Genomic DNA, 22,968 nt, shown 5'->3' on the forward strand with positions numbered 1-22,968 from the left:
CATCATTACAGCTGAAAATGTTGCAGAATTTAATTGCTGAAATTGGATTAAAGTATTTGGAACAGATGCCACTTCATAACTTACGAAGTTTGATAAAGGAACAAGAATACCGTTTGCATTTCGAATATATGCTTTATTAAGTTCATCTTGATTGCTTCTATCTGCATCTTTTAATTGTGGTATAACTTGGTAACTTCTACCATTCATATTATATAAATTTGTATATGCTCCACTTAGCATGGTTGCTAAAGAATTACCAATTGTTTGCATTGTAATTCCCATTTCGGTAGCTTTGTTTTTATCTATTTTAACATTTAATTGAGGTGATTCATAACTTAAATCACTATCAAGTACAATAAATAAACCGCTCTTTTTTGCTATTACTTTTAGTTCTTCCATTACACTATAAAGAACTTTATAATCATCCGTAGTTTTTAAGATGAATTGAACAGGAAGTCCATTTGCCCCTGTTGGAAGATCGGGCATAGAGAATATGAAAGATTTTAATCCAGCAATTTGAGACAATTCTTTTTGAATGACTTCTTGTAACTTTATTGCAGAGCGTTTTCGATCGCCCCATGGTGTAAAAATGAGACCTGAAAAAGCAGAGTTTTCAGCACCCATTCCATTGACATTAAAGTTTGCCGCTCTTTCATCATACTTTAATAGGATTTTATCTATTTCTGAAGTGTATTTCTCAAGATAGTGAACATTCGCATACTGAGGTGCAGTAGAAATCATAGCTAAAAAGCCTTGATCTTCTTTTGGGGCGAGTTCTTTTGGTGTGAGGGCAAATAAGAAATAAACACTAACAAGTATAACGGAACCAAAAACAAGGACTACAGGTTTATATTGAAGCACACTGTGAAGTAAATTTTCATATTTTGTTTGCATTTGGTTAAATTTTTTATCAAGCCATTTCGCAAAACCTTTGTCCGATGGTTCATGAATCAGAATTTTAGAACACATCATGGGAGATAATGTTAATGCAATAACACCAGAAACAACAACGGCAGATGCAAGAGTAAGAGCAAATTCTTTAAATAAAGCTCCCGTTAATCCACCCATAAGACCAATTGGGGCATAAACAGCGCCTAATGTAATTGTCATTGTAATTACAGGAACCGCAATTTCTTGAGCTCCGATAATGGCAGCATCATATGGTGACTTGCCTTCTTCTATATGACGTTGAATGTTTTCAACAACAACAATAGCGTCATCCACAACCAATCCAATGGCAAGAACCATGGCAAGCAAGGTTAATAAATTAATAGAATAACCTAGTAAAAGCATAATGGAACAAACACCAATAAGAGATAATGGTATTGTTACAATAGGAATACTAACGGAACGGAGTGATCCTAAAAATAAAAAGATAACAATAATTACTATTAATGTAGCTTCAACTAATGTTTTAATTACGTCATCGATAGATGCTGAAATAAATTCTGTCGAGTCATAAACGATAAGTTGTTTTAAAGACGGAGGAAGATCTTTTTCTATAATAGGGATCATTTTTCGAACGTCTTTTACAACAGTTAAAGGATTGGCAGAAGGAACAGTTTGAATGCCAATGAATACACCTTTTTTTCCATTAAACGTAACAGAAGAAGAATAACTTTGTGAGCCAAGTTCTACATCTGCAACATCTTTCATGCGAATTAATTTACCTTTAACTTGTTTGACAACAAGATCTTTAAATTCTTGCTCACTATGTAAATCTGTTTGCGCACTTATATTTGTAATGGTGTATTGGCCTTTTAATTGTCCTGCTGCAGAAAGATAACTATTTGCTCTCAGTGCTTGGCCTACATCATCTGCCGTAATACCCAATGCCGCCATTTTTTGTGGTCTTAACCAAATGCGCATTGCAAAAGGATTTCCACCTAAAATATCAGCGCTTGCAACACCAGAAACAGATTGCATTTTGGGTTGAACGACACGGCTTAATAGATCATAAATTTGTGGTCCAGACATTTTATCACTAGAATAACTTATATATAAAGCTGCTAGTGTACTTCCTGTTGTTTTTGTAATGACAGGATCGTTTGCTTCTTTTGGAATAACGGCTCTAACTGCGTTAACTTTTGCTGAAATGTCTCCAAAAGCTGTTGTTGAATTGAAATTTAATTTTAAGTGAATTTCAATTTTACTAACACCTTGTGAGCTTGAGGAATTAATATAATCAATTCCTTCTGCAGAAGAAACAGAAGTTTGTATTGGTTGTGTAATAAAGCCTTGCATGAGTTCTGCATTGGCTCCGGGATAAGTTGTCATCACGGTAATAACGGTATTTTCAACTTTGGGATATTGTCTTAAATCCAGGTTAAATACGGATTTTAAGCCCACCATAAATATTAAGATACTGACAACAGTGGCAAGCACTGGCCTTTGGATAAAAATATCAGTGAATTTCATTTTTTTCCTCTGCTAGCTCACACTTTTATAAATTAACAGAATTGTTAATAGCAATTTTAGAACCATCAACTAATTTAAGTTGCCCACTGCTAACAACAAGATTACCTTCTTTAATTCCTTCAAGAATAACAACGGAGTTGTCACGTTTTTCGCCTGTTTTTACAAAGACTCTTTTAACTGTTCCAAGAGAATCTCCTTTGTCTGTTTTTTTATCAAGTAAAGTAACAATAAAGGCAGAATCTCCATAAAGAGTATAGGTAATTGCTGTTTGAGGTAAAATGATTGAATTTGGAATAATGGGAAGAGCTACTTTTACAGAAGTATACATACCAGGTAACAATTTATTTTCAGAGTTATCAATTGTAGCTTGTGCATGAATTGTTCTTGTTGCTTCATCTACTTTGGAGTCAATCGCATTAATTTTACCCTTAAAAATTAAATTAGGGTAAGCATCAACATTTATAAGAACCTCTTGAAGTATTGCAATTTTATTTGTGTCTTGTTGTGGCAATGTAATTTGTGCATAAAGTGCATTTGATGTTTGCAAACTGGCACAAGCAAAACCAGCCTGAATATATTGACCTATATTAACTTGTTTGATTCCAATTTTTCCGCTAAAGGGAGCTCTAATTAATTTTTTTGCAATCATGGATCGTGCATTTTCATAATTCGCCTGAAGCTGTTTTACTTTTGATGCAGAATCATCAACCGAAGACTGCGAAGCTGCTCCTTGTGAAAATAATTGTTTAATACGTTTGTCATTTACTTGAGCTAATTGAAGTTGTGCAGAAATATCTTTAAGTTGTGCTTGCTCACTGGAGTCATCAAGCTGCACAAGGGGTTCGCCTTGTTTTACAAATTTACCTGAATCAAAATAAATTGCTTTTACTTGTCCAGATGTTTCAGCACTAATATCGACTCCATTTATGGAGCTTAAAGAACCAACTGAATTTAAATACGGTTGCCAATTGTCCGATTTTGCTTTTGCTACAGAGACAACAACAGGTGGTGGTTCAAATGTAGAAAAAAACTTTTTCATAAAATATTGGCGAACTCCGTACCAACCAAAAATAGCGCCAAAAACTAAAACCAAAGCTGTAATAGTAATACTCATTCGTTTAGACATAGAATTCCTCTTATGTATTTAAAGAACTAGAATTAATTCATATATGTATTTTGAATTGTCTTCAATAGGTTCAGAAAATCTTTATAAGAATATAACTATTTTTTTATTTTTTGGAAATAAAGAACGAATATATTTGAAAAGTAGAATAAATTTTTTTGAAAATGATTAAAGGTAACAAATCATTCAATTAAAGATTTATACTTCTATTGAATGATTTGCTTCAAGTGCACCTTTAATTACTTTCTCTTGTTCAATAAAATGTAGTTTTTCAAGTCCAACTGCAGGAGTCGCTCTACGTGTTCTTCCAAAGTAGTTTATTTCATTTTGTATTCCTGATTTTTTAATTACATTATGAAGTTCATTTCGAATATAACTCCAAGCGCCCATATTTGCAGGTTCTTCCTGAACCCAACCAATCACTTTTGCATTTTTATAGTGTGATAATATACTCACTGCTTTTTCCATATGAAATGGATAAAGTTGTTCTATACGGATAATTGCGGTTGTTTCTGATTTGTTTTTATATTCTTCTTTATCAAGGGCATCAAAAAGATCTAAAGATATTTTTCCAGTACAAAATAAAACTCTTTCCACTTTAGATGCTTTAACTATTCTTGAATCATCTAAAATTTCTTCAAAATGTCCAGACGCTAATTCTTCAAGTGTAGTTGCAGCGCGTGGGCTTCTTAAGAAACTTTTTGGTGTCATAAGAATTAACGGCTTTCTAAAATTACGAGTAACTTGTCTTCTTAAGGCATGATAAATTTGAGAAGCATTTGTAAAGTAACAAACCTGCATATTGCCATCAGCGCATAACTGAAGGAATCTTTCAAGGCGTGCACTGGAATGTTCAGCTCCTTGGCCTTCCATACCATGAGGTAACAATAAGACAAGACCTTGTGTTTGTCCCCATTTTGTTTCGCCAGATGCTATAAATTGATCGATAATGACTTGAGCTCCATTTGCAAAATCTCCAAATTGTCCTTCCCAGAGAACAAGACCTTTTGCATTTCGTACAGCATAACCGTATTCATAGCCCATTGCGGCTTCTTCAGAGAGAAGAGTGTTAATGATTTCTACTTTAGAATTTTCTTTTGCGCATTCAGAGATAGAAGTGTAGCGTGAGCCATTTTCAAAATCTACTAAAGTAACATGGCGATGAGAAAATGTGCCCCTTTGAGCATCTTCTCCAGCTAAACGAATGCTATATCCTTCATTTAATAAAGTTGCATAAGCGAGAAGCTCTGCCATGCCCCAATCTAACTTTTTGTTGCCTTCAGCCATTTCTTTACGTTCAGAGACAATAATTCTTGCTAATTTTGGATTAGGAGTGAATGTTTCTGGTAAATGGCAAATTTTTACGGCAAGTTCTTTAATTTTAGTAAGAGAAAGTTGTGTTTTAGCTGGTTTAAGCATGTCTTTTTCTGAAGCAAGTTTTAATTCACCCGCTTCTCTTAAAGGAACAAACTGTTCTATATGCATGTGCTCTAATTTTACTTTATCATAAACCGCATTCATGTCAGCTCTATATTTATTATAAATCGCTTTTAACTCATCGTCGATAAAACTATGACTTGTTGTTAAGTACTTAGCGTATTCTTCAAAAGGTGCTAATTTGTCTTTAATCACTTTATAAAGTAACGGTTGGGTAAAAGAAGGTTCGTCTGTTTCGTTATGTCCATATCTTCTAAAACAAACGAGATCAACGTAAAAATCTTTTTTGAATTTATATCTATAATTTGCAGCCATTACCATCAAATTGTGCAATTCATCTAAATTATCAGCATTAATATGGAACACAGGAGATCCTGTTACTTTAGCTACATCTGTACAATAAGTAGCAGAGCGAGAGTCAGAAGGATCTGTAGTAAAGCCAACTTGATTATTTGCAACAATATGAATTGTACCGCCTACATTATATCCTTGAAGGGACATCATTTGGACATTTTCAAATACGATACCTTGTCCGGAAAAAGCGGCATCACCATGAAGAACAATACTTGTTACTTTAGATGTGTCCCCATTATAATACATGGTCTGACGCGCTCTGGTATCACCCATGGCAACACTACCAACGTATTCTAGGTGACTTGGGTTAAATGGCATGGATATATTTATTTTTTGACCATCACGTGTTTGTCTTTCAGACTCATATCCATAATGATATTTAACATCACAGTCTCCATGCAAACCATCATGAGGATAACCTTCAAATTCGGTAAATAAACGCTCTAAGGGTTTTCCAATGACATTTACTAAAAAATTTAAACGACCACGATGTGCAATGGCAATAGTACATTCTTGAGCTCCTAATTTAGCAGCTTGTTCCATGTAACTTTCAACGGCAGGAAATTGAGCATCTGCTCCTTCGATACTAAATCTTTTTTTTCCAATATATTTTGTTGCAATTGTTTTTTCTAAAGAATCTGCTTTAGCAAGTTCATGATATATTGATTTTTGTGTTTCTTTATTAACGGGAGCATGTATTTTTGCAAATTCAGCATGAAGCCATGCTTTTTCTTCGGGGCATTCAATATGTTCTATTTCAGCACCAACAACGCCAGCAAATCTTTTTTGAAGTTCTAAGGAAAGCTCTTCAAATTTCATAATACTCAAGCCAATTAATAAACCAGCTGAAGTTTTTCTAGTGAAATCTTCTTTTGAAATTCCATAAGTTTCTGGAATAAGGGTAGGAGCTTTAGGTGCTTCGTATCCAAGCGGATTTGTTTTTGCTTGTAAATGTCCATGCGTTTTCCAGGCTTGAACATAAGCGGCAACTTTAAATTCAAAGGAGAGAGAATCTGCATTAATGGAACTTGAAGGCGAATGATCTCTTTCTTTAGAAGAATTTTCACCAATATTTTTTAATAATTCATCATAATGAGATACATTACTTGCAAGAGCAGTAGCCGTACCAAATCCTTCATGAAATCCTTCAAAATAGGATCTCCACTCAATACCAACTGAATTTGGATCAGAAGAATATCGAGCAAACATCTCTTCTACATAGCCTGCATTGTTTTGAAAAACAGAATTAAAATTACCACTCATAATTGCCGCAAGTCCTTATCAGGAAAGTAAACAGAAATGCAAATGCACCTTGCCCCAGGTTTCCCTGCCTGGTGCTTATGTTGCTGAGACTAACAAATTTAATCGGGTATAAACAATTTTTCTTCATCGGAATCGTAAACAATTAAATTTGCATAACGACACCATTTTAAAAGCGTCTGAAACTGTACGTCATGGTCCTCAAAGGGAAGCATCATCACAATTTGTTCAATCGCTATGTCTGCTTCTAATCCTTCTTCCCCACTATTTTTAACAAGTTCATAAATTGAATAAACCACTGGGAGTTTTAATATAGCGTAACGCATCATTTTACCACGAGCTTCGGCATCATGTTCCGATGCAAATTTTCTGCCTTCTTCCGTTAATACAACGCGAATACCAGGAGTAATAATAAATCCTAATGTTTCGGCTGCAGCAACAGCAGGTAAAACTTGATCTACGCTTTGTCCCATATCTTCACAAAGATCATATAAATCTGTTGTTTCGACTTCTGTGCTTAACCTACTAACAAGACCTTCGACAAGGGTGAGGTTGGTATTAATTAAAGGTTTTACTCTTTTTGTTTTAGTATGTTGAATATCTTTATTTAATTTGCTCTCTTCCTGGTTTTTATCAGCAACAGGAGATGCTGTTTTACTTTTATTTTGAATCTCTGTTGGTTTCTGAATGGGTTGAATTTCAGGAGCAATCGTTTCGTATTCGGTATCATCTGTTACTTTATCTAAGTGTAACTGTCCAAAGGCTTTTTCAAGTTGTTCTTCAATTTCTTTATATTCAATAGAGTTTGGCATTCTTGGTCTTGGTAAATTTATTTCAATGGAACGAAATATAGTACCAGGATTTGAGGATAATATTAATATTCTATCTGCAAGTTGAAGCGCTTCTTCAAATCGGTGTGTTACTAAAACACAAGATCGAATTTTTCTGTCTGGTTGTGCCCAAAGGCGAACAAGTTCTGCTCTTAAAGATTCACTTGTTAATGGGTCTAAGGCAGAAAAGGGTTCGTCCATAAACATGATCATAGGGTCGGAGACCATGGCGCGCGCTAAACTGACTCTTTGTCGCATGCCACCACTCAATTCGCGAGGAAAAGCATCTTCAAAACCTTTTAATCCCACTAATTGAATAATGCGGTCAATACGAATGTGTTGTTCCTGTTTTGTTAACTTAGGCATGGACACAGCAATATTTTCTCGAATTGTCATCCAAGGAAATAAAGCAAAATTTTGAAATACAAAGGCACTTAATTGCATATTTTCTGGTGAAGGATTTGCATAACTTACAGTTCCTCTATCAGGACTTAACAATCCAGCCATACAACGTAACAACGTTGATTTTCCTGATCCTGACAATCCCACAAGAGCTAAAAACTCACCATCGTAGATATCAAGATTTATTCCTTCAAGTACGGTAAACATATTTCCGCTTGGGCGCCTGTAGTCTTTACATAAGGAACGAACGGAAAGAACAATTTTCTTTTTGGACATACTTTTAATCCTTAACTCTTTCGGCATAAATATGTAAAGTGCGCCATAAAGTTCTATTTAAAATTACTAAAGTAACAGCTATGCAAATAATAGCGGCAATTAATTTTTGGTAATTGCCTTGAGCCGATGCATTTGCTAATTCAGCTCCAATCCCAAAAGAATGCATTGAGCCTCCTGGAAGTTCGACAACTTCTGCCACCATGCTTGCATTCCATGCTCCTCCCGCTGCTGTTATCCAGCCCGTAGCGAGTGAGGGTAAAATAGCTGGAAAATATAATTTACTGAAGCGATGCCATAAAGAAAATTTATAAATTTGAGTTACAAATTTTAAATCAGCAGGAATTCTTGATGCTCCGCCAATAACATTAAATAAAATATACCATTGGCTACCAACACACATTAACAGTGTTGCATTTATAAAGGGCGGTAAGTTGAGAAAACTAAAACTCAAAGTAATTAGTGGAAATAAAACAGGAGCGGGAAAGGCGGCAAGATTTTGGATTATAGGCTGACAAATGCGCTCTAACCTTGGATTTAAACCTAGCCATAAACCAACTGGAATTGTCCAAATTGAGCTTATTAAAATGACAAAAAATACTTTAGATCCTGTTAAAAAAACGGCATGAATTAAAGTAAACCAATCCTTATTTGATAATGAAGCAAGAGATTGCCCAAATGTAGGTAATTTGGGAAGTAACGTAAAAACAAGACCGCCAATAGCAAAAGTAACTATTAATGATAGTAAAGAAGATCTTCTAAATTTATTAACATTTTCATCGGAAAACCAGTTTTTGGGACTGATAATTGTTCCCCATTTATCAATATTATCTATTAAATATTTTCTTGTGGCACCAGATTCTTTAATGACAGCTTTTGGAAATAAAAATAAAACACTTCGTTTGAAAAAACTAGAAATAAAATCTGGAATGCTAGTTTGGCGAATGATATTTAAAAACCAACTTTCATCTTCTATACCTTTCCCATCATCACCATCACGATATCGTGTTACCCAGGCAATCAATGGTTTCCAAAGAAGGAGATCGGTCCCTATAATAATTATCAATAATGTAACTAAGCCAATGCTAAAGTTAAAATAATTTCCAGTAGAAAATGTTTCTGAAAGGTAACTGCCCAAACCAGGCAAACGAAAGTCCTTGTTACCTAATGTAAATGCTTCACAGGTTGTAAGAAAAAACCAACCTCCAGCCATAGACATCATCCCATTATAAATTAAGGGACGATAACCATTTGGTAAATCAACAAAAAAGAATTTTTGCACTTGTGATAATTTATAAATTTTTGCAACTTCTTTGAACTCAGGTTGAAGAGTTCTTTGAGATTCGTAATAGGCAAAAGCAAGATTCCACACCTGACCTGTAAAAATGGTTAATATACAAGCAATTTCTAATCCCCAGCGGCTTCCTTGAAAAACAGAGATGAGTGCAAGAACAAAACCTGGTAAAAAAGCAACAACAGGTAAACTTTGCAAAACATCTAATAAGGGAATTAAAAATCGTTCAAAAGTTTTATTGTTCGCGGCAATTGTACCATAAATAACAGCAAAAATATAACTAAATATGAGTGCAAATAAACTTCGGACTAAAGATAAAAGGGAATAACTAGGCAATGAAGATAAAGATGTATTTATTTCAACTTTTTCAAGATAAGCAGAACTTCCTAAGCTAAAAAAATTAGCAAAACCCATTCCTAAAATAATAACAACTAAAATAACAATAAAGTCGGCTCTAAAAAAAGCACCTCGGGTTGCTTGCACTTTTGCAAATTGTGTCATGCTCACCTCTTGGATGGAATGATAACAAGCCCTATTTGGGTTAACTTCATCTGTAAAGCATAGTGGCAGATATAAAAGCAAGGTATTCACAAATAAATTCTAAAACTTTTTAATTTCTATTGCTAATGCATAGATATAGGGGGGAAGAGGATCAATGACAAATTCTTTTTCATTTCTTTTTGGGTATTGCGGAAATAAGACAAAGCCTTCCATGGGACTATAAAAATATTTTCCATTTTCAAGAGTTCCCATTATTTTATTTTTTTCTATTTTTTGTAAATTAAAAATGTCGTTTACTAATTTCATTTTGTCATTTGCGAATTTTTCACTGTGTTTTATAGTTAAAAATTGAAAATCTTGATTTTTTTTTGCAATTGTTTTTAATGATTTTTTTTTCAAAAAAATTTCGTCCATAATATAAAGAGCTTTTTTTATTGCTCTATAACAAACTATCTCCGAATTTTTATGAAAACCTTGTTCCCCAAGTTCTAATGTAATGCCTGGTTTATTTAATGACCTCATATACTCATCTGAGCACATTCCTTCGTGGGAGTATGGCTTATTGCTTTTTCTTGTCACAAAAATTTTACAATTTCCAATGGCACGCGCCCATAAATAACTTTCTTGGTGCATAGCAAAAATATAAAAAGGTTCTTTACAAGGCATTGTTGTTTGATGAAAATCTATAAAGACATCGCTCATATCTAGTATTTTTTTAATTTCAAATGCTCTTTGTTTTTCAATTGAATTTTTATAATCTAAATTTTTTCCAAAACTTCTATTTAAATCGTCTTGAAGATACCTTTTATTTTCAAATGATGCTTTTTTGTTTCCTAAAATAAAACTTATTTTACCTTCATATTTCATTTTTTTAGTTACAAGATCATCAATTAATTTCAATATAGCAGGCAGGGATCCCACTTCATTTCCATGAATGATGCTGCAAATAGAAATATGACCATCATGATTCCCAAAATCAAAAAAAATGCTATCAGGAATATTTCCTGGGTGCTTTTTTTCAAGATTTTCGAATTGACGAATGAGTTCCTTTAACATAAAAACCTAATTAGATAGTTAATATTATTGAATTATTATTGTGTCTAAAAAAAATAAATTTGTCAAATCTTGAAATATTTGATTTTATATTTATAGCTTTACAGGATGTTTTTTGTTAAGTTGATTTATGTCACTTTTTTCAGAATGGAATTTACATGCTGGGATCAATATTATTAAGTTTAAGAGTTGTTCTTATATTTATGGTTTTTTTTCTATTAAGTTTTATTTTTATGTTTGTCTTTTTAATTCGTTTTAAGAACACAAGCAATAATTTAATTTTTGGTAAAACATTTTCTTATATTTCAGCTAAAATATTAAGAATTAAGGTGAATTTAAGAGGCGAACAAATTCTGCATGATCATAAGCACTCTGTAATTATTGCAAACCATCAATCTTATTTTGATGCTATTGTTTTTGGTGCTATTATTCCACCTAACACATTGATTATTGGGAAAAAATCATTAATTTGGTTTCCATTATTTGGTTGGGTATTTTATCTGGCAGGCAATTTACTTTTAAATCGTAAAAATCATAAAAAAGCAATGGGAACAATGAGAAATGTCGATATCGCAATCCAAAATGGGTCTTCTCTTTGGATTTTTCCAGAAGGAACTCGAAGTCATGGGAGAGGTTTGAAAGAGTTTAAAAAAGGTGCTTTTTATGCGGCTTTACAAAATCATGTGCCCTTACAGCCAATTGTTGTAAATACTTTTAAAAATTCACTTAATTTCAAAAAATGGAACCCCGGAAAAATACTTGTAGAAGTTCTTGAACCTATTCAAACTAAAAGGGTTTCTGTAGAAGAAATCACAAGTCTTATGACCCGTGCTCATGAAATTATGAAAAATAAAATTACACTATTAGACCAAGAATTAAGGACTCAGGCACTAGGAAGCGAGAGCGTTCCTGTATCAGCTTCTTCTTCATAGCCAATAGGATTACAATTTCTTTTATTTGTTTTTTTATTGATATAAATTTTACGTTCTTCTGTGCAATAACGTTCAGAGGAAAACATGGTTTTCATTCTTGTACAAGAACTAAATAAAGAGATAACGGCAATAATTAATATTGAAAATTTAAATTTCATTCCATTTCCTTAGATAAAGATTCTGAATTCATTTTAAATATAGCAATTTATGTACCATTTTTAACTATTCCATATTGTTAAGTTAAAATATCTAACATGACTAATATATCTACAATTTGAAGATTTTTGATTAAAAAATAGACAATATCGTTTTTATTTTTACTATTTAAATAATTCATGATTTGTTTACTAAATTTAAATAAAATGTTTATTTATAAAAAAACAATTATTAATAAATGATTTGAATTGTTTATTAAATATCAATCATTTTGTCTTTTTAAATTTATTTTATTGCAGTAGATAATTTTTTTAAATAACGAGAAGAAGTTTAAAAATTTTTCGTTTTTGTTTTTTTTAGCTTCATTTAAATTTGGAATTTGATAATGAAAAAGTATTATATAATTTATTTGATTTTATTTTTTTCTTTTTTTCAAAAAATTCAAGCAAAGATAATTGGATTTAGAGATGATTATCCTTTTGTAAATCATCTAAAAAAAGATTTAGAAGGAATGATTGAATTTGTACAATCAAGATCTATAATGCCTAATGATTCATTACAATTGGTAACAAACCGCCGAGCCCTGCTTTTATTGACTCCAAAATATTCGAATACAATTGAAAATATACAGGTTACTGGCTTTTATAAAGGAAAAGTACTTGGTAAATTTATGATGAATTCACCCTCTTTTTTTCCTGCCACAGATCAAAATACCGCACTAGAGAATAATCTTCCACGAGTGAAATATTCAACAAAGGCTTGGAGTATTCCATTGCCTGCTTCATGGATAAGGCATGGGTTGTCTTTAAAATTTAAGGATCAAAAAGGAAGGGTTGGAATTTTAGATGAAGAACAATTCAATTTTGGAGCTCCTAGTGAAATCTTTTTGACAAATTTTCGTTTAGGGATGTTAAGTAAATTAAGAGAACCCGAAGAGCTTGAGTTAGATCCTTTAAATGAAGCAAATGATTTTTTTCAAACAGTACCTGTAGCAAAATTAAAATTAGGAACCTTTTTGCCTTTAGAGATAAAAGATAAAATAGTCATGCCAGATGGGAAAATATATACTCCCGATAATTTGAGTGATTCGTTAGGGGGCTGGGAATTTGGTGATATGCGTGAAGAGATTTTGAAAGGTTTATTTGGTGCTGGAATAAATCGAGCGAATTATGGAATTTTTAGTTCCATTGCTATGGAACAAAGTTACTTTAATTTCAAACAAATTCAAATCCATCGAGGAACAGGTAGTTATAAAAATGGAGAAAATATAAATCATGGATTAAGTGGGGGAAATGGACTTGCCACATTAGATTCAACAAAAGGAAATGAATTTAGTCATGAATTAGCGCACTCATTTCATGTAGATCATTATCATGGAGGAGAAAAATATAACTTTCATAATGAAAAATCGGGATGGGGCTATGATGCCAATCGAAATGTGATGCTTGGTTCTTTGTTATGGAGAAAATGGTCTAATAAACAATATAAAGTAACTTGGAAAAATCTTTACGATTTTAATGCACATCCCATGGCTGGTGCCGAAGAAAATGGAAATGTTTCAAAATATACCCAATTCACAAATTATACTTCTGAAATTGTTCAAAAAGATTTAGCTAAATATTCTGTTATTTCAAAAGAAAGTCCAACAGGATACATGGTTTGGAATGAATATTTTAAACAAATGATCATTCAATGGAAAACAAATTATCCTATTCCAAAATATTATGATGTTCCTATTATGACATTGGTTGGTTTTTATGATCCTGTAGGGAAATTGCCAAGTCATATTTATCCTGCGTTATATGGAAATCTTGGCTATGTTTATCCGTTTGAAAAAGAGGAAAAAACGGGGTGTTGGTTGTCTGTTCATTCTAGTAGCGGAACAGAAAATGTAAAACTGGAAGACTATCGATTTCATAATTCTAAAATGAATATGTTTCATATAAACTTTTTATATGAAAATAGGGATTACTATAGTGCAAAAATATTTTGTGATATTAATGGAGAAAAAAAGAACTTTCTCAAATTAATATTGAATCTCCTTCAAATGAATTGCCAATTCCTGTTATTATTTCAGATATTCATGAACCTCAAAAAAAAGAAATTACACCGGTATCTTAAACTGAAGCTATTAAATAGCCATTACATTAATCCAGATTATTCAAGTCATACAAGTATTTCAGAAATTGATTTAATTGATAAAAATAATCAAAAAATATTAAAGAAAAAGTGGTCAATAAAATATGTTACAAGTGAAGAAAATATAAGAAATTTTCATGCCAAAAATGCGATTGATAAAAACCCAAAAACATTTTGGCATACAGAGTATTCAAATGGCTGGAATAATGGCAAATCAATTCCATTTCCGCATGAAATAACAATAGATTTAGGTGATTATTATGATTTAAAAGAGTATTATTTAAATGTATATCAAGATAAAGGTTATAATAATATAAAAAATTATATGATATCTGCCTCAAGTGATTTTGAAGATTGGGAAATATTGGCTAAAGGTGAACTCCAGAAATTTCAAGATAATAATGTAATTAATTTAAATCAATATTCTGAATATTATTCGGAAAATGAAGATAATAAAAGAAGAAAAAGAGAAGCGACTGAAAAAAATAAATTATCTGAAAATCCATTATATTCTCAAAATAAAAAAATAAACAAGATTGGTCTTACTTTTAAAAGCCAATCCGACACCATTTCTGGTTATTTGTTTATAGGGAATAGTCCTGAAATTAATTTATATCAAAATGGAATTTTAGATTCCGATTCAAATATTACATTTAAAATCAAACAAAACCCAAGCTGTGGAAGAATTTCCATAGCAGAATCTTATGGAGGTTTTGTTTATAGAAAAGATTTAAACAAATGTTATCAAATGAGTTATGACATGGCTGTTATAGAAATTAAACAAGAAAAGAACTCTATTATAAAATGGATCGATCTATCGGTTCATTTTTTTACAAATAGGAAATAAAAAAAGTCCTTCTCCTAATAAAGGAGAAGGACTTTTTTAAAAAGATAAAAAGAGATTATCCGATGATAATTCCTTTTTTAGCGCAATAAGCTTCGATACCAATTTTATTAACAGTACGAAGAGCGCTTGTGCTTAAACGAACTTTAACAAATTTTCCAAGTCCTGGAGCATAAATGCTTTTGGATTGAAGATTCGGAAGAAGGCGAACCTTAGTTCTATTTTTAGCGTGGGATACACGGTTTCCAACAAGACCGCTTTTACCAGAAAGTTCACATACACGTGACATAAAGAAACCTCCAAGAACTTTTATATTTCAGAAAAATAAACAGCAGATATTTTGGTATAAATAGATCCCAAATCCAGCCGTAAGCTTAAAGCCTTTATCAGGATTTCTTCATAGATGCAAGGTTTTAACTTTGGATTAACAAGATTCTTTTAAGATATTGACATATTCATAATGCGAGCCATATTCGCAGGGAACGAATATAAATTCCTTTGGCCACAACTGTCGAGGGCATGAAGAGGGTATCATGGAAGACAAAAAAAATAATAAGTTATCTAAAATCAGTAAAGTGAAGGTTGAAGAACAAAGTGACTCTCTTGCTGAGGATTCTGCCCAACTTCCTGTTGTTGTGAATAAAAAAATACGGGTTTTAGCCAAAAAGCCTAAAGAAAATGATGAAAAAAATGGGGAAGAAAAAGAAAACGTTCGTGTTCTTAAAATTGTGCCTGTAAAAAATATTGTTCTTTTTCCACACAATGTCCTGCCTTTTACGGCAGGAAAAGAATGGACTAACGAATCTGTTGATAGAGCCATTCGAATTGGTGGAAAAATTGGAATTTTAGCTCAAAAAAGTTCTGAAGTTGAGTCTGCAACTCCGAGTGATTTATTTGAAGTAGGAACAGAGGCTAAAGTCTTAAAAATAATGAAATTTCCAGACAATTCTTATGGGGCTGTCGTTCAAGGAGTAAGGCGATTCCGAGTTTTAAATTATGTGAATTCGGAGATTGATCACCTCTCTGCAGAAATTGAATATCTCGATTCCTCTAAACCTTCAGAAGAGGGGTATGGAAGCATAGAAGTCATTGCTTTAGGAAAAGCAATGAAACAACTTGTTCAAAAGGCAATCAGTTTATCTCCCAATATTCCGAATGAAGCGAATCTATTCATTGAAAATGTTCAAGATCCCGATTATTTAGCAAATTTAATCATTCCTTATTTAAGTATTGACTTTAAAGGGAAACAAAATCTCCTTGAAACAGAAGATGTTGAAGAGAGATTAAGAGTGATTCACTCACTTCTTGTAAGAGAAATAGAAGTACTTGAAATTTCTCAAAAAATAAATTCCGATGTGAAGTCGGAAATGGGAAAACAACAGCGTAAGTATTTTTTAAGGGAACAGCTCAAGCTTCTTCAAAAAGAACTTGGTGAATTAGATGGACGTAGTTCCAGCTCTTCATCTAGTGATCCTGTTGATTTAAATGAAAAAATTCAAAATAGTAAAATGAGTGAGGAAACCAAAGAAGTTGCTTTAAGAGAAGTGGAAAGAATGGGCATGATGCAGCCTGGTTCACCCGAATATATGGTGAGCCACACTTATATCACTTGGCTTTTAGACATTCCTTGGGGAACATTTTCTGAAAGTGAAATCAACTTAAAAGAAGCTCAAAAAATATTAGATAAAGATCACTACGGTCTTGCCAAAGTGAAAAAACGTATTTTGGAATTTCTAGCAGTTTGTGCATTAAAAAACTCTTTAAAAGGACCCATATTGCTCTTTGTAGGACCTCCTGGTGTCGGGAAAACGAGTTTAGGGAAATCTATTGCAAAAGCATTAGGAAGAAAATTTACTCGCATTGCCTTAGGCGGTGTTCGTGATGAAGCAGAAATACGTGGGCATCGTAGAACCTATATTGGAAGCATGCCTGGAAAAATTGCCGATGCTTTTAAAAAAGCAGGTACAATGAATCCGGTTATTTTATTTGATGAAATTGATAAACTTGCTTCGGATGGCCGTGGAGATCCTTCAAGTGCGTTGCTTGAGGTTCTAGATCCAGAACAAAATAATGTCTTTATGGATCATTATTTAAATGTTCCTCTTGATTTAAGTAAAGTATTTTTTATTGCTACTGCAAATAACTTATCTTCCATTCCGGCTCCTTTAAGAGATCGTATGGAAATTGTAGATCTCAGTAGTTATACTTTAGAAGAAAAAGAACACATTGCCTTTGACCATTTATTGCCACAAGTTATTGATGATCATGGTATGACCGATCTTGTTAATTTAAAAATGTCTAAAGAAACAATGCGAAGCTTAATTCAACTTTATACGAGAGAAGCCGGAGTCCGTCAGTTAAAAAGAGAGTTATCTGGGGTGATTCGTGGAATTGCTCGAGAATGTGTCGATGCGGGAATGACAAATAAGGATTCCGAAGATTCTCAAAAAGAAAAAGGACAACCTCTTTTAAAAGAAATTAATGTTGAAACTTTGCGCAAATTAATTGGGGTTTCTCCTTTTAGTGATAAAAAGAGACCCGAATCTTTGCCTATAGGGGTTGCTACAGGCCTTGCTTGGACGCCAAACGGGGGCGATGTTCTTTATATTGAAACAGCATCGAGCGCTCCAGGGACAGGAAAATTTGGTTTAACAGGACAGCTTGGTGATGTCATGAAAGAGTCCGTTCAAACCGCATTTGCTTATATCCGTTCCAATGCTCGCCAATGTGGCATTCAATCTAAAGATGTCATCAAAAAAGATCTTCATGTGCACTTTCCTGAAGGTGCTGTTAAAAAAGACGGACCGAGTGCAGGGGTTGCTACGTTTCTTGGGATTGTAAGTCAATTTACAGGCAAACCAATAGCTTCTGATCTTGCTATGACAGGGGAAATTTCCTTAAGAGGAGATGTTCTTCCTGTGGGTGGTATTAAAGAAAAATTATTAGCTGCACATCGTTATGGTATTAAACAAGTTTTAATACCTTCAGAAAATGAACATGATCTTGAAGAAATTCCTGAAGAAGTTCTTAAAGAAATGAAAGTAGTTCCTGTTTCTAATTTAGATGAAGTTTTATCCATTGCATTTAAGAAAAATAAAAAAGTGCAATTAAAAAATGCAAATGTTAAAGTAACTCACGCAAAAAAAAGCAGGGAGATCATTAAATGTGAGGTCTTCCCATAAGTGAAAACAATTTATCTAGATCACAATGCAACAAGTCCTCCAAATAAAGAACATTTATCGGAGTTATTTGCTAAATTAACTGTTTGTTCAGGGAATCCTTCCAGTCCGCATTCCCTAGGACGTGAAGCTTCTGTTGCTTTGACAGAAGCAAGACGATTTATTGCCAATGCTCTTGGGGTTGATATTGCCGAAATTATTTTTGTTTCGGGAGGCTCGGAAGCCGATAATCTTGGTACCGTTGGAGTTCTCAAACAAAATAATGTTCCCTTAAAAAATCAGCATGTCATTACTTCTTCCTTTGAACATCCTGCCATACGAGAGCCTTTAGAAAATTTAAAAAATACAGAAGGTCTTAAACTTACATTTTTGTCATTAGAAAACTCTGGTTATGTTTCTTTAATAGAATTTATTAAAAATTTAACTACTGAAACAACAGTAGTAACTTTAATGGCAGCAAATAATGAAATAGGAACAATACAACCCGTAAAAAAAATAGGGGATTATCTTCACTATAAGCGTTGGGGAATATTGGTAAATCCAAATGATAAAGAAGAATTTGATGATCTTTCGTTAAAATATTTAAATCCTGATATTTCAAAAGAATCTTTACAAAAAATGCATTTTCATGTGGATGGAGTTCAAGCCTTTGGTAAAATAAATTCACAAGAATGGTTATCACCAGGTACAGACTCCTGCGCCATTTCTGCTCATAAATTAGGAGCACTTCAAGGTATTGGAGTTCTATTTTTACGAAGAGGTCGTAAATTTAAACCTTTTATTTTAGGTGGTGCTCAAGAAAAAAACAGACGTGCTGGAACAGAAAACTTACCAGGCATTGTAAGTTTAGGTCTTATAGCTCGTGATTTATTTGCTCCTGAAGCAAATGTAAAGCGTAAAAATATGGATATCCTTCGTCGAAAATTATATGAAGGAATTCAAAAACTACCTCATATAGAAATGAATTCTCCTATTGAAAATGTAATTCCAAATACTGTAAATTTTTCTGTTACTGGAAAAGGTTTCAAAGGGGAAGATTTGTTGGTTGAATTGGATATGCAAGGAGTTTGCGCAAGCTCTGGTTCTGCTTGTAGCAGTGGCGCAAATTTACCTTCAAAAGTTATTTTAGCTTTGGGAAAAACTCCCGAATTAGCAAAAAATGCAATTCGACTTTCCTTATCTACAAATACAACAGAGGAAGAAATTGAAATGACTTTAAATTTACTAAAAAAATATTTAGCTAGGTAAGTGCTTCTTCAATTTCTCTTAATGCTTGTGAAAATAAATGAGGATCAATTCCAAGTCCTAAGCGAATCCCATACCCTTTATTAATATTTGATAAAGGGATATTTTTATAAGTGTTTAAATTTTGAAAATCTAAGGTACCAAACTCCATAGAGGAAAGTGGCAAAGTAAAAATCCCATTTTTTAAAAGAATTTCTGTTAATTTATTTGTTTCATTTATTGAATTTGCATTTTTAAATCCCAGCGATGTCACAAGACCACCCTCAGGCGAAATCCCATAAATTGTTTTTGAATTAGAAAGAAATTCATTTAGAATTGCTTTATTTTCAATCCATTCTTTTTTTATTATTTTAAATAAATTTGAATTTGTATTTTTTAAGACTTCATAAGAGAGCCATTCTGTTATTGGATTCACTGTATGGGTGGTATAATTTTTTTCATTTTGAAGAGCATCGAGTGCTTTTTTGGGTCCGACACACCAACCTATTCTTAAGCCAGGAACTCCAAAACATTTGATAAAAGATCCTGTTACAAAAGTATTTTCATCACTTTTGTATATTGTATCTCCTAATATTTCGTTTTGTGAGGATAAAAATCGATAATGTTCATCACCTATAATATGGCATCCAATTTTATTCGCAGTTTCTGACAAATTTGTTAAAAACTCTTTTTTTAAAATAATTCCAGAGGGATTATGTGGATTATTAATAAGTAAACAATCTGGTTTTTGAGTATAAATAATATCTAACCATTCTTTTTCATCAATAAATGGTTTTCCTGTTATGTCATATCGAACAGGTAACGAAATAATTTCAGAATTTAATGCTAAAGGTAATTCATATAATAATTGAAATGCAGGCATTGCTAAGGCAATTTTTTTAGGATTTAAATGTCTAAATAATAAAAATAAAGCTTCACTTGTGCCCGTAGTTATAAGGATATTATCCACTTCTGCACCGGGATGAAATTGGGCAATGATTTTTCTTAAATCATCTCGACCACGGTTTGGACTATCACATAGTTTCATTTCCATAAATTCATAAAAAGTATCATTGTACTGCAATCCTGAAAAATGAATGAGATCTTTGACCTTCCTAGGACGTCCGCCAGATTCTCCCAAATTATACTTTGCTTTAAATCTAAAGGATTCGAGCCAATCTTCCATAAAAAAAGTTCTTAAGGCTTTCATCTTTATTTCTCCTGAATCTTGACTAGGATGCAGACCTAGTCGCATTATCAAAGTGTGTTTTTTTATTATTTAGAACAAGGGTGCGTAATTGTGAAATTAAACAGTTTTATTGTCGATAGTCTAATTTCCCTTCTTAAAGTTCCTGCATATATCGTTTTTTTGTTAATTTGTACAGCATGTGTGAGTACGAATTCCAAAATACAACTTACATCATCTGCAATTGATGATCCAAAATATCAACCTGTATTAGATAAATGGCGTAAAAGTGCAAGTACTTATCGTGATTTAGATTTAATTTTAAAAACAACTGCGGTATTAATTTCTCCCGAAATGGATGAATTATATAAAAATAGATTCATTGATATTCATGGGAGTCAAGCGAAATTTGATGATAAAATTATATTATCTAAAGATACAATTAGTGTTGTCGTAGATCTTTTTACAAAATCGGAAGCTCACTTAGATCTTTCCGATGAATCTCTTTGGAAGATTCAACTCATTATTAACGGCATTATGATAAGACCTCAGTCTATAGATAGATATCGCAAAAAAGAACTTTTATCTCCTTTTTTTCCCTTGAGCTCTAGTTGGAGTCGATATTATGTTCTTGTTTTTAAATTGCCATTTGATTTATTAATGGGAAATGAAGTGAAAGATTTATTTGAAAAGAAAGAATTGGCTTCAAGTTTGCCCAATCCGCAAGATAGAACTATTGTTCTTTCAATGAACTCAGGAGAAGCTCAAGTAAAATTTTCTTGGGATCCTTAATTCTTTATTTATTTGAAAGGTAAAATTTTGGAATTAATTCAAGAAAATGATGCTAATTACATTGATTTAGATGAGGAAAAAAGATTATGGTCAATTGCAGATTCTTTTCGATTATTAGTTTGTACAGCGCTTAGAAATTTATCTCCAATAGATAGATCTTCGTTAAAAGGAGATTATCTATTTATGATTGATGGGAATCCTAGATTTATTGTTATGGTCGATGAAATTGGCTCTTGGTCTGTATGCCTTATGAAATCTTATTTAGAAAAATCAATTATTGAATATCAAGTAGATGCTGGTTGTCCATGGCCTGTTTCCGAAAATCAAATTGTAAATGTCATTGAAGGTTCATCACGTTCTATGATCTTAACAGATTCCGCAACTTTATATAAATTGCTCATGGGTACTTTAAAAGCTCATATTGCTTTTGTTACGGGTAAGGTAACAATAACGGGTGATTTATCTGCATTTTTAAAAATGGTCTCGCTTTTAAAACGTAGTGGAGTAAAACCAAAAAATGATCAAAGATTCAAATCCTAATTCTAAAAAAAATCAAACTGTTTTAATAACGGGAGCATCTAGTGGAATTGGCTTAGATTTTGCTCATCTATTTGCAAAAGACGGCTATAATTTAGTTTTAGTGGCAAGAAGTGGAGATAAATTAGAACATTTAACCAATGAATTAATAAATAAGTATAATGTAAATTGCAAGCCTATTTCATGCGATCTTTCATTGCCTGGAGCTGCAAAAGAATTATTTAGAAAAACTCAGTCACTCGATATGCATATTGATTTTTTAATAAATAATGCAGGATTTGGAGCTATGGGTTTTTTTCATGAGATTGATTTAAATACACAGACGAATATGATTCAAGTTAATATTACTTCATTAACAGAACTTACTCACATTTATTTAAAACCAATGATGCAAAAGAAATTTGGAAAAATATTAAATGTGGCTTCAACGGCAGCGTTTCAACCAGGCCCCTTAATGACAGTATATTATGCAACAAAAGCCTTTGTATTATCATTTAGTGAGGCTTTGGATAATGAATTATCAGGATCAGGCGTGAATGTGACTGTGCTCTGTCCTGGCCCTACAATGACAGGTTTTCAATCGGCTGCGAAAATTGATACCACTTCTAAAATATTCAATTCTAAAATAGCTGCCGACTCCCAATCCGTAGCATTAGCTGGGTATAAAGCTTTAATCGATTCTCAACGTCTTATTATTCCAGGAGTTGTAAATAAAATTGGTGCTTATTCTGTTAAATTTGTGCCCAGGTATTTTGCGACAAGTATTACACGTTGGTTGCAAGAAAAAAGAGTGTAAAATTATTTTCTAATTCTTTCTTTTTCTTCGAGGCTAAGACCAAATCGAGTTCTTGGTAATTTCACATCATGAATGGGTGCAACAGGTATCATTTCCAATTCACTTTTTGTTCTATTTCCAAAGTCATAAATTTCAGCCGCATTTTTTGATCTTGGAAAAGGAGCTTTTTCTTCATTTTCAAAATTTGATCTAGAAGATCTGTTGTTTGCTTTATTTTGTGGAGCTGTGGCCATTCCTG

17 protein-coding genes are annotated in these 22,968 nt (G+C 32.6%); 7 read left to right on the plus strand and 10 right to left on the minus strand.

Translation table 11 applies throughout. The features are described 5' to 3' along the window. From ACIQ56_RS04680 to ACIQ56_RS04705, 6 genes are all read right to left on the minus strand, one after another. Positions 1–2,418, minus strand: a 2,418-nt coding sequence (locus tag ACIQ56_RS04680; RefSeq protein WP_397599912.1) for an efflux RND transporter permease subunit, incomplete at its 3' end; no start/stop codon positions are given. A 25-nt stretch (positions 2,419–2,443) separates the two neighbouring features. Next, the gene (locus ACIQ56_RS04685) at positions 2,444–3,544 is read right to left on the minus strand and encodes an efflux RND transporter periplasmic adaptor subunit (RefSeq protein WP_397599913.1); all 1,101 of its coding nucleotides are present in this window, start codon (positions 3,542–3,544) and stop codon (positions 2,444–2,446) included. A 195-nt stretch (positions 3,545–3,739) separates the two neighbouring features. Next, positions 3,740–6,595, minus strand: a complete 2,856-nt coding sequence (locus ACIQ56_RS04690) for a 2-oxoglutarate dehydrogenase E1 component (protein ID WP_397599914.1) — start codon at positions 6,593–6,595, stop codon at positions 3,740–3,742. 98 nt (positions 6,596–6,693) lie between these two features. Then, complete coding sequence (locus tag ACIQ56_RS04695; protein ID WP_397599915.1) at positions 6,694–8,100, minus strand: ATP-binding cassette domain-containing protein; 1,407 nt, start codon at positions 8,098–8,100, stop codon at positions 6,694–6,696. 4 nt (positions 8,101–8,104) lie between these two features. Beyond that, entirely contained in the window at positions 8,105–9,892 is a 1,788-nt protein-coding gene (locus tag ACIQ56_RS04700) for an ABC transporter permease subunit (RefSeq protein ID WP_397599916.1), read from the minus strand. 99 nt (positions 9,893–9,991) lie between these two features. Continuing rightward, positions 9,992–10,948 carry a succinylglutamate desuccinylase/aspartoacylase family protein gene (locus tag ACIQ56_RS04705; protein ID WP_397599917.1) on the minus strand — a complete coding sequence of 319 codons (957 nt, stop codon included), beginning with the start codon at positions 10,946–10,948 and terminating at the stop codon, positions 9,992–9,994. Positions 10,949–11,103: 155 nt separating this feature from the next. On the opposite strand from ACIQ56_RS04705, the gene ACIQ56_RS04710 reads away from it, so the two are divergent. Continuing rightward, positions 11,104–11,877 (plus strand): lysophospholipid acyltransferase family protein, encoded by a 774-nt coding sequence (locus tag ACIQ56_RS04710; protein WP_397599918.1) that lies wholly within the window; start codon positions 11,104–11,106, stop codon positions 11,875–11,877. Here the strand turns inward: ACIQ56_RS04710 and ACIQ56_RS04715 are convergent. Further along, entirely contained in the window at positions 11,829–12,035 is a 207-nt protein-coding gene (locus ACIQ56_RS04715) for a hypothetical protein (protein ID WP_397599919.1), read from the minus strand. The genes ACIQ56_RS04710 and ACIQ56_RS04715 overlap by 49 nt on opposite strands. A 383-nt stretch (positions 12,036–12,418) precedes the next feature. On the opposite strand from ACIQ56_RS04715, the gene ACIQ56_RS04720 reads away from it, so the two are divergent. After that, positions 12,419–15,019, plus strand: coding sequence for a M66 family metalloprotease (locus ACIQ56_RS04720; protein WP_397599920.1), 2,601 nt, complete (start codon positions 12,419–12,421; stop codon positions 15,017–15,019). Positions 15,020–15,074: 55 nt separating this feature from the next. On the opposite strand, the gene rpmB is transcribed toward ACIQ56_RS04720, so the two are convergent. After that, a complete protein-coding gene (gene rpmB, locus ACIQ56_RS04725; protein WP_153418473.1) occupies positions 15,075–15,305 on the minus strand; it encodes a 50S ribosomal protein L28 in 231 nt (76 codons plus the stop codon). A gap of 244 nt (positions 15,306–15,549) precedes the next feature. On the opposite strand from rpmB, the gene lon reads away from it, so the two are divergent. Together lon and ACIQ56_RS04735 are read left to right on the plus strand one after the other, a co-directional pair. Beyond that, positions 15,550–18,198, plus strand: a complete 2,649-nt coding sequence (gene lon, locus ACIQ56_RS04730) for an endopeptidase La (RefSeq protein WP_397599921.1) — start codon at positions 15,550–15,552, stop codon at positions 18,196–18,198. Continuing rightward, a complete protein-coding gene (locus ACIQ56_RS04735; RefSeq protein WP_397599922.1) occupies positions 18,199–19,443 on the plus strand; it encodes a cysteine desulfurase family protein in 1,245 nt (414 codons plus the stop codon). On the opposite strand, the gene ACIQ56_RS04740 is transcribed toward ACIQ56_RS04735, so the two are convergent. Then, positions 19,436–20,629 (minus strand): aminotransferase class I/II-fold pyridoxal phosphate-dependent enzyme, encoded by a 1,194-nt coding sequence (locus tag ACIQ56_RS04740; protein ID WP_397599923.1) that lies wholly within the window; start codon positions 20,627–20,629, stop codon positions 19,436–19,438. The genes ACIQ56_RS04735 and ACIQ56_RS04740 overlap by 8 nt on opposite strands. A gap of 90 nt (positions 20,630–20,719) precedes the next feature. On the opposite strand from ACIQ56_RS04740, the gene ACIQ56_RS04745 reads away from it, so the two are divergent. The 3 genes from ACIQ56_RS04745 to ACIQ56_RS04755 are packed head-to-tail and all read left to right on the plus strand — an operon-like array spanning position 20,720 to position 22,730. Further along, a complete protein-coding gene (locus ACIQ56_RS04745) occupies positions 20,720–21,397 on the plus strand; it encodes a hypothetical protein (RefSeq protein ID WP_397599924.1) in 678 nt (225 codons plus the stop codon). Positions 21,398–21,424: 27 nt separating this feature from the next. Then, positions 21,425–21,937, plus strand: a complete 513-nt coding sequence (locus tag ACIQ56_RS04750) for an SCP2 sterol-binding domain-containing protein (RefSeq protein WP_397599925.1) — start codon at positions 21,425–21,427, stop codon at positions 21,935–21,937. Further along, positions 21,915–22,730, plus strand: a complete 816-nt coding sequence (locus tag ACIQ56_RS04755) for an SDR family NAD(P)-dependent oxidoreductase (RefSeq protein ID WP_397599926.1) — start codon at positions 21,915–21,917, stop codon at positions 22,728–22,730. Before ACIQ56_RS04750 ends, ACIQ56_RS04755 begins: the two co-directional genes overlap by 23 nt. Before the next feature lie 2 nt (positions 22,731–22,732). Here the strand turns inward: ACIQ56_RS04755 and ACIQ56_RS04760 are convergent. Next, the coding region (locus ACIQ56_RS04760; RefSeq protein WP_397599927.1) for a hypothetical protein at positions 22,733–22,968 on the minus strand (236 nt) is incomplete at its 5' end.

This window comes from Silvanigrella sp., assembly GCF_044369315.1.
Lineage (GTDB): Bacteria > Bdellovibrionota_B > Oligoflexia > Silvanigrellales > Silvanigrellaceae > Silvanigrella.

Coding starts and splice junctions, on each gene's coding strand:
- ACIQ56_RS04690 (WP_397599914.1), bottom strand. CDS start 6,595: ATGAGTGGTAATTTTAATTCTGTTTTTCAAAACAATGCAGGCTATGTA.
- ACIQ56_RS04755 (WP_397599926.1), top strand. CDS start 21,915: ATGATCAAAGATTCAAATCCTAATTCTAAAAAAAATCAAACTGTTTTA.
- lon (WP_397599921.1), top strand. CDS start 15,550: ATGGAAGACAAAAAAAATAATAAGTTATCTAAAATCAGTAAAGTGAAG.
- ACIQ56_RS04740 (WP_397599923.1), bottom strand. CDS start 20,629: ATGAAAGCCTTAAGAACTTTTTTTATGGAAGATTGGCTCGAATCCTTT.
- ACIQ56_RS04720 (WP_397599920.1), top strand. CDS start 12,419: ATGAAAAAGTATTATATAATTTATTTGATTTTATTTTTTTCTTTTTTT.
- ACIQ56_RS04705 (WP_397599917.1), bottom strand. CDS start 10,948: ATGTTAAAGGAACTCATTCGTCAATTCGAAAATCTTGAAAAAAAGCAC.
- ACIQ56_RS04715 (WP_397599919.1), bottom strand. CDS start 12,035: ATGAAATTTAAATTTTCAATATTAATTATTGCCGTTATCTCTTTATTT.
- rpmB (WP_153418473.1), bottom strand. CDS start 15,305: ATGTCACGTGTATGTGAACTTTCTGGTAAAAGCGGTCTTGTTGGAAAC.
- ACIQ56_RS04710 (WP_397599918.1), top strand. CDS start 11,104: ATGCTGGGATCAATATTATTAAGTTTAAGAGTTGTTCTTATATTTATG.
- ACIQ56_RS04700 (WP_397599916.1), bottom strand. CDS start 9,892: ATGACACAATTTGCAAAAGTGCAAGCAACCCGAGGTGCTTTTTTTAGA.
- ACIQ56_RS04695 (WP_397599915.1), bottom strand. CDS start 8,100: ATGTCCAAAAAGAAAATTGTTCTTTCCGTTCGTTCCTTATGTAAAGAC.
- ACIQ56_RS04685 (WP_397599913.1), bottom strand. CDS start 3,544: ATGTCTAAACGAATGAGTATTACTATTACAGCTTTGGTTTTAGTTTTT.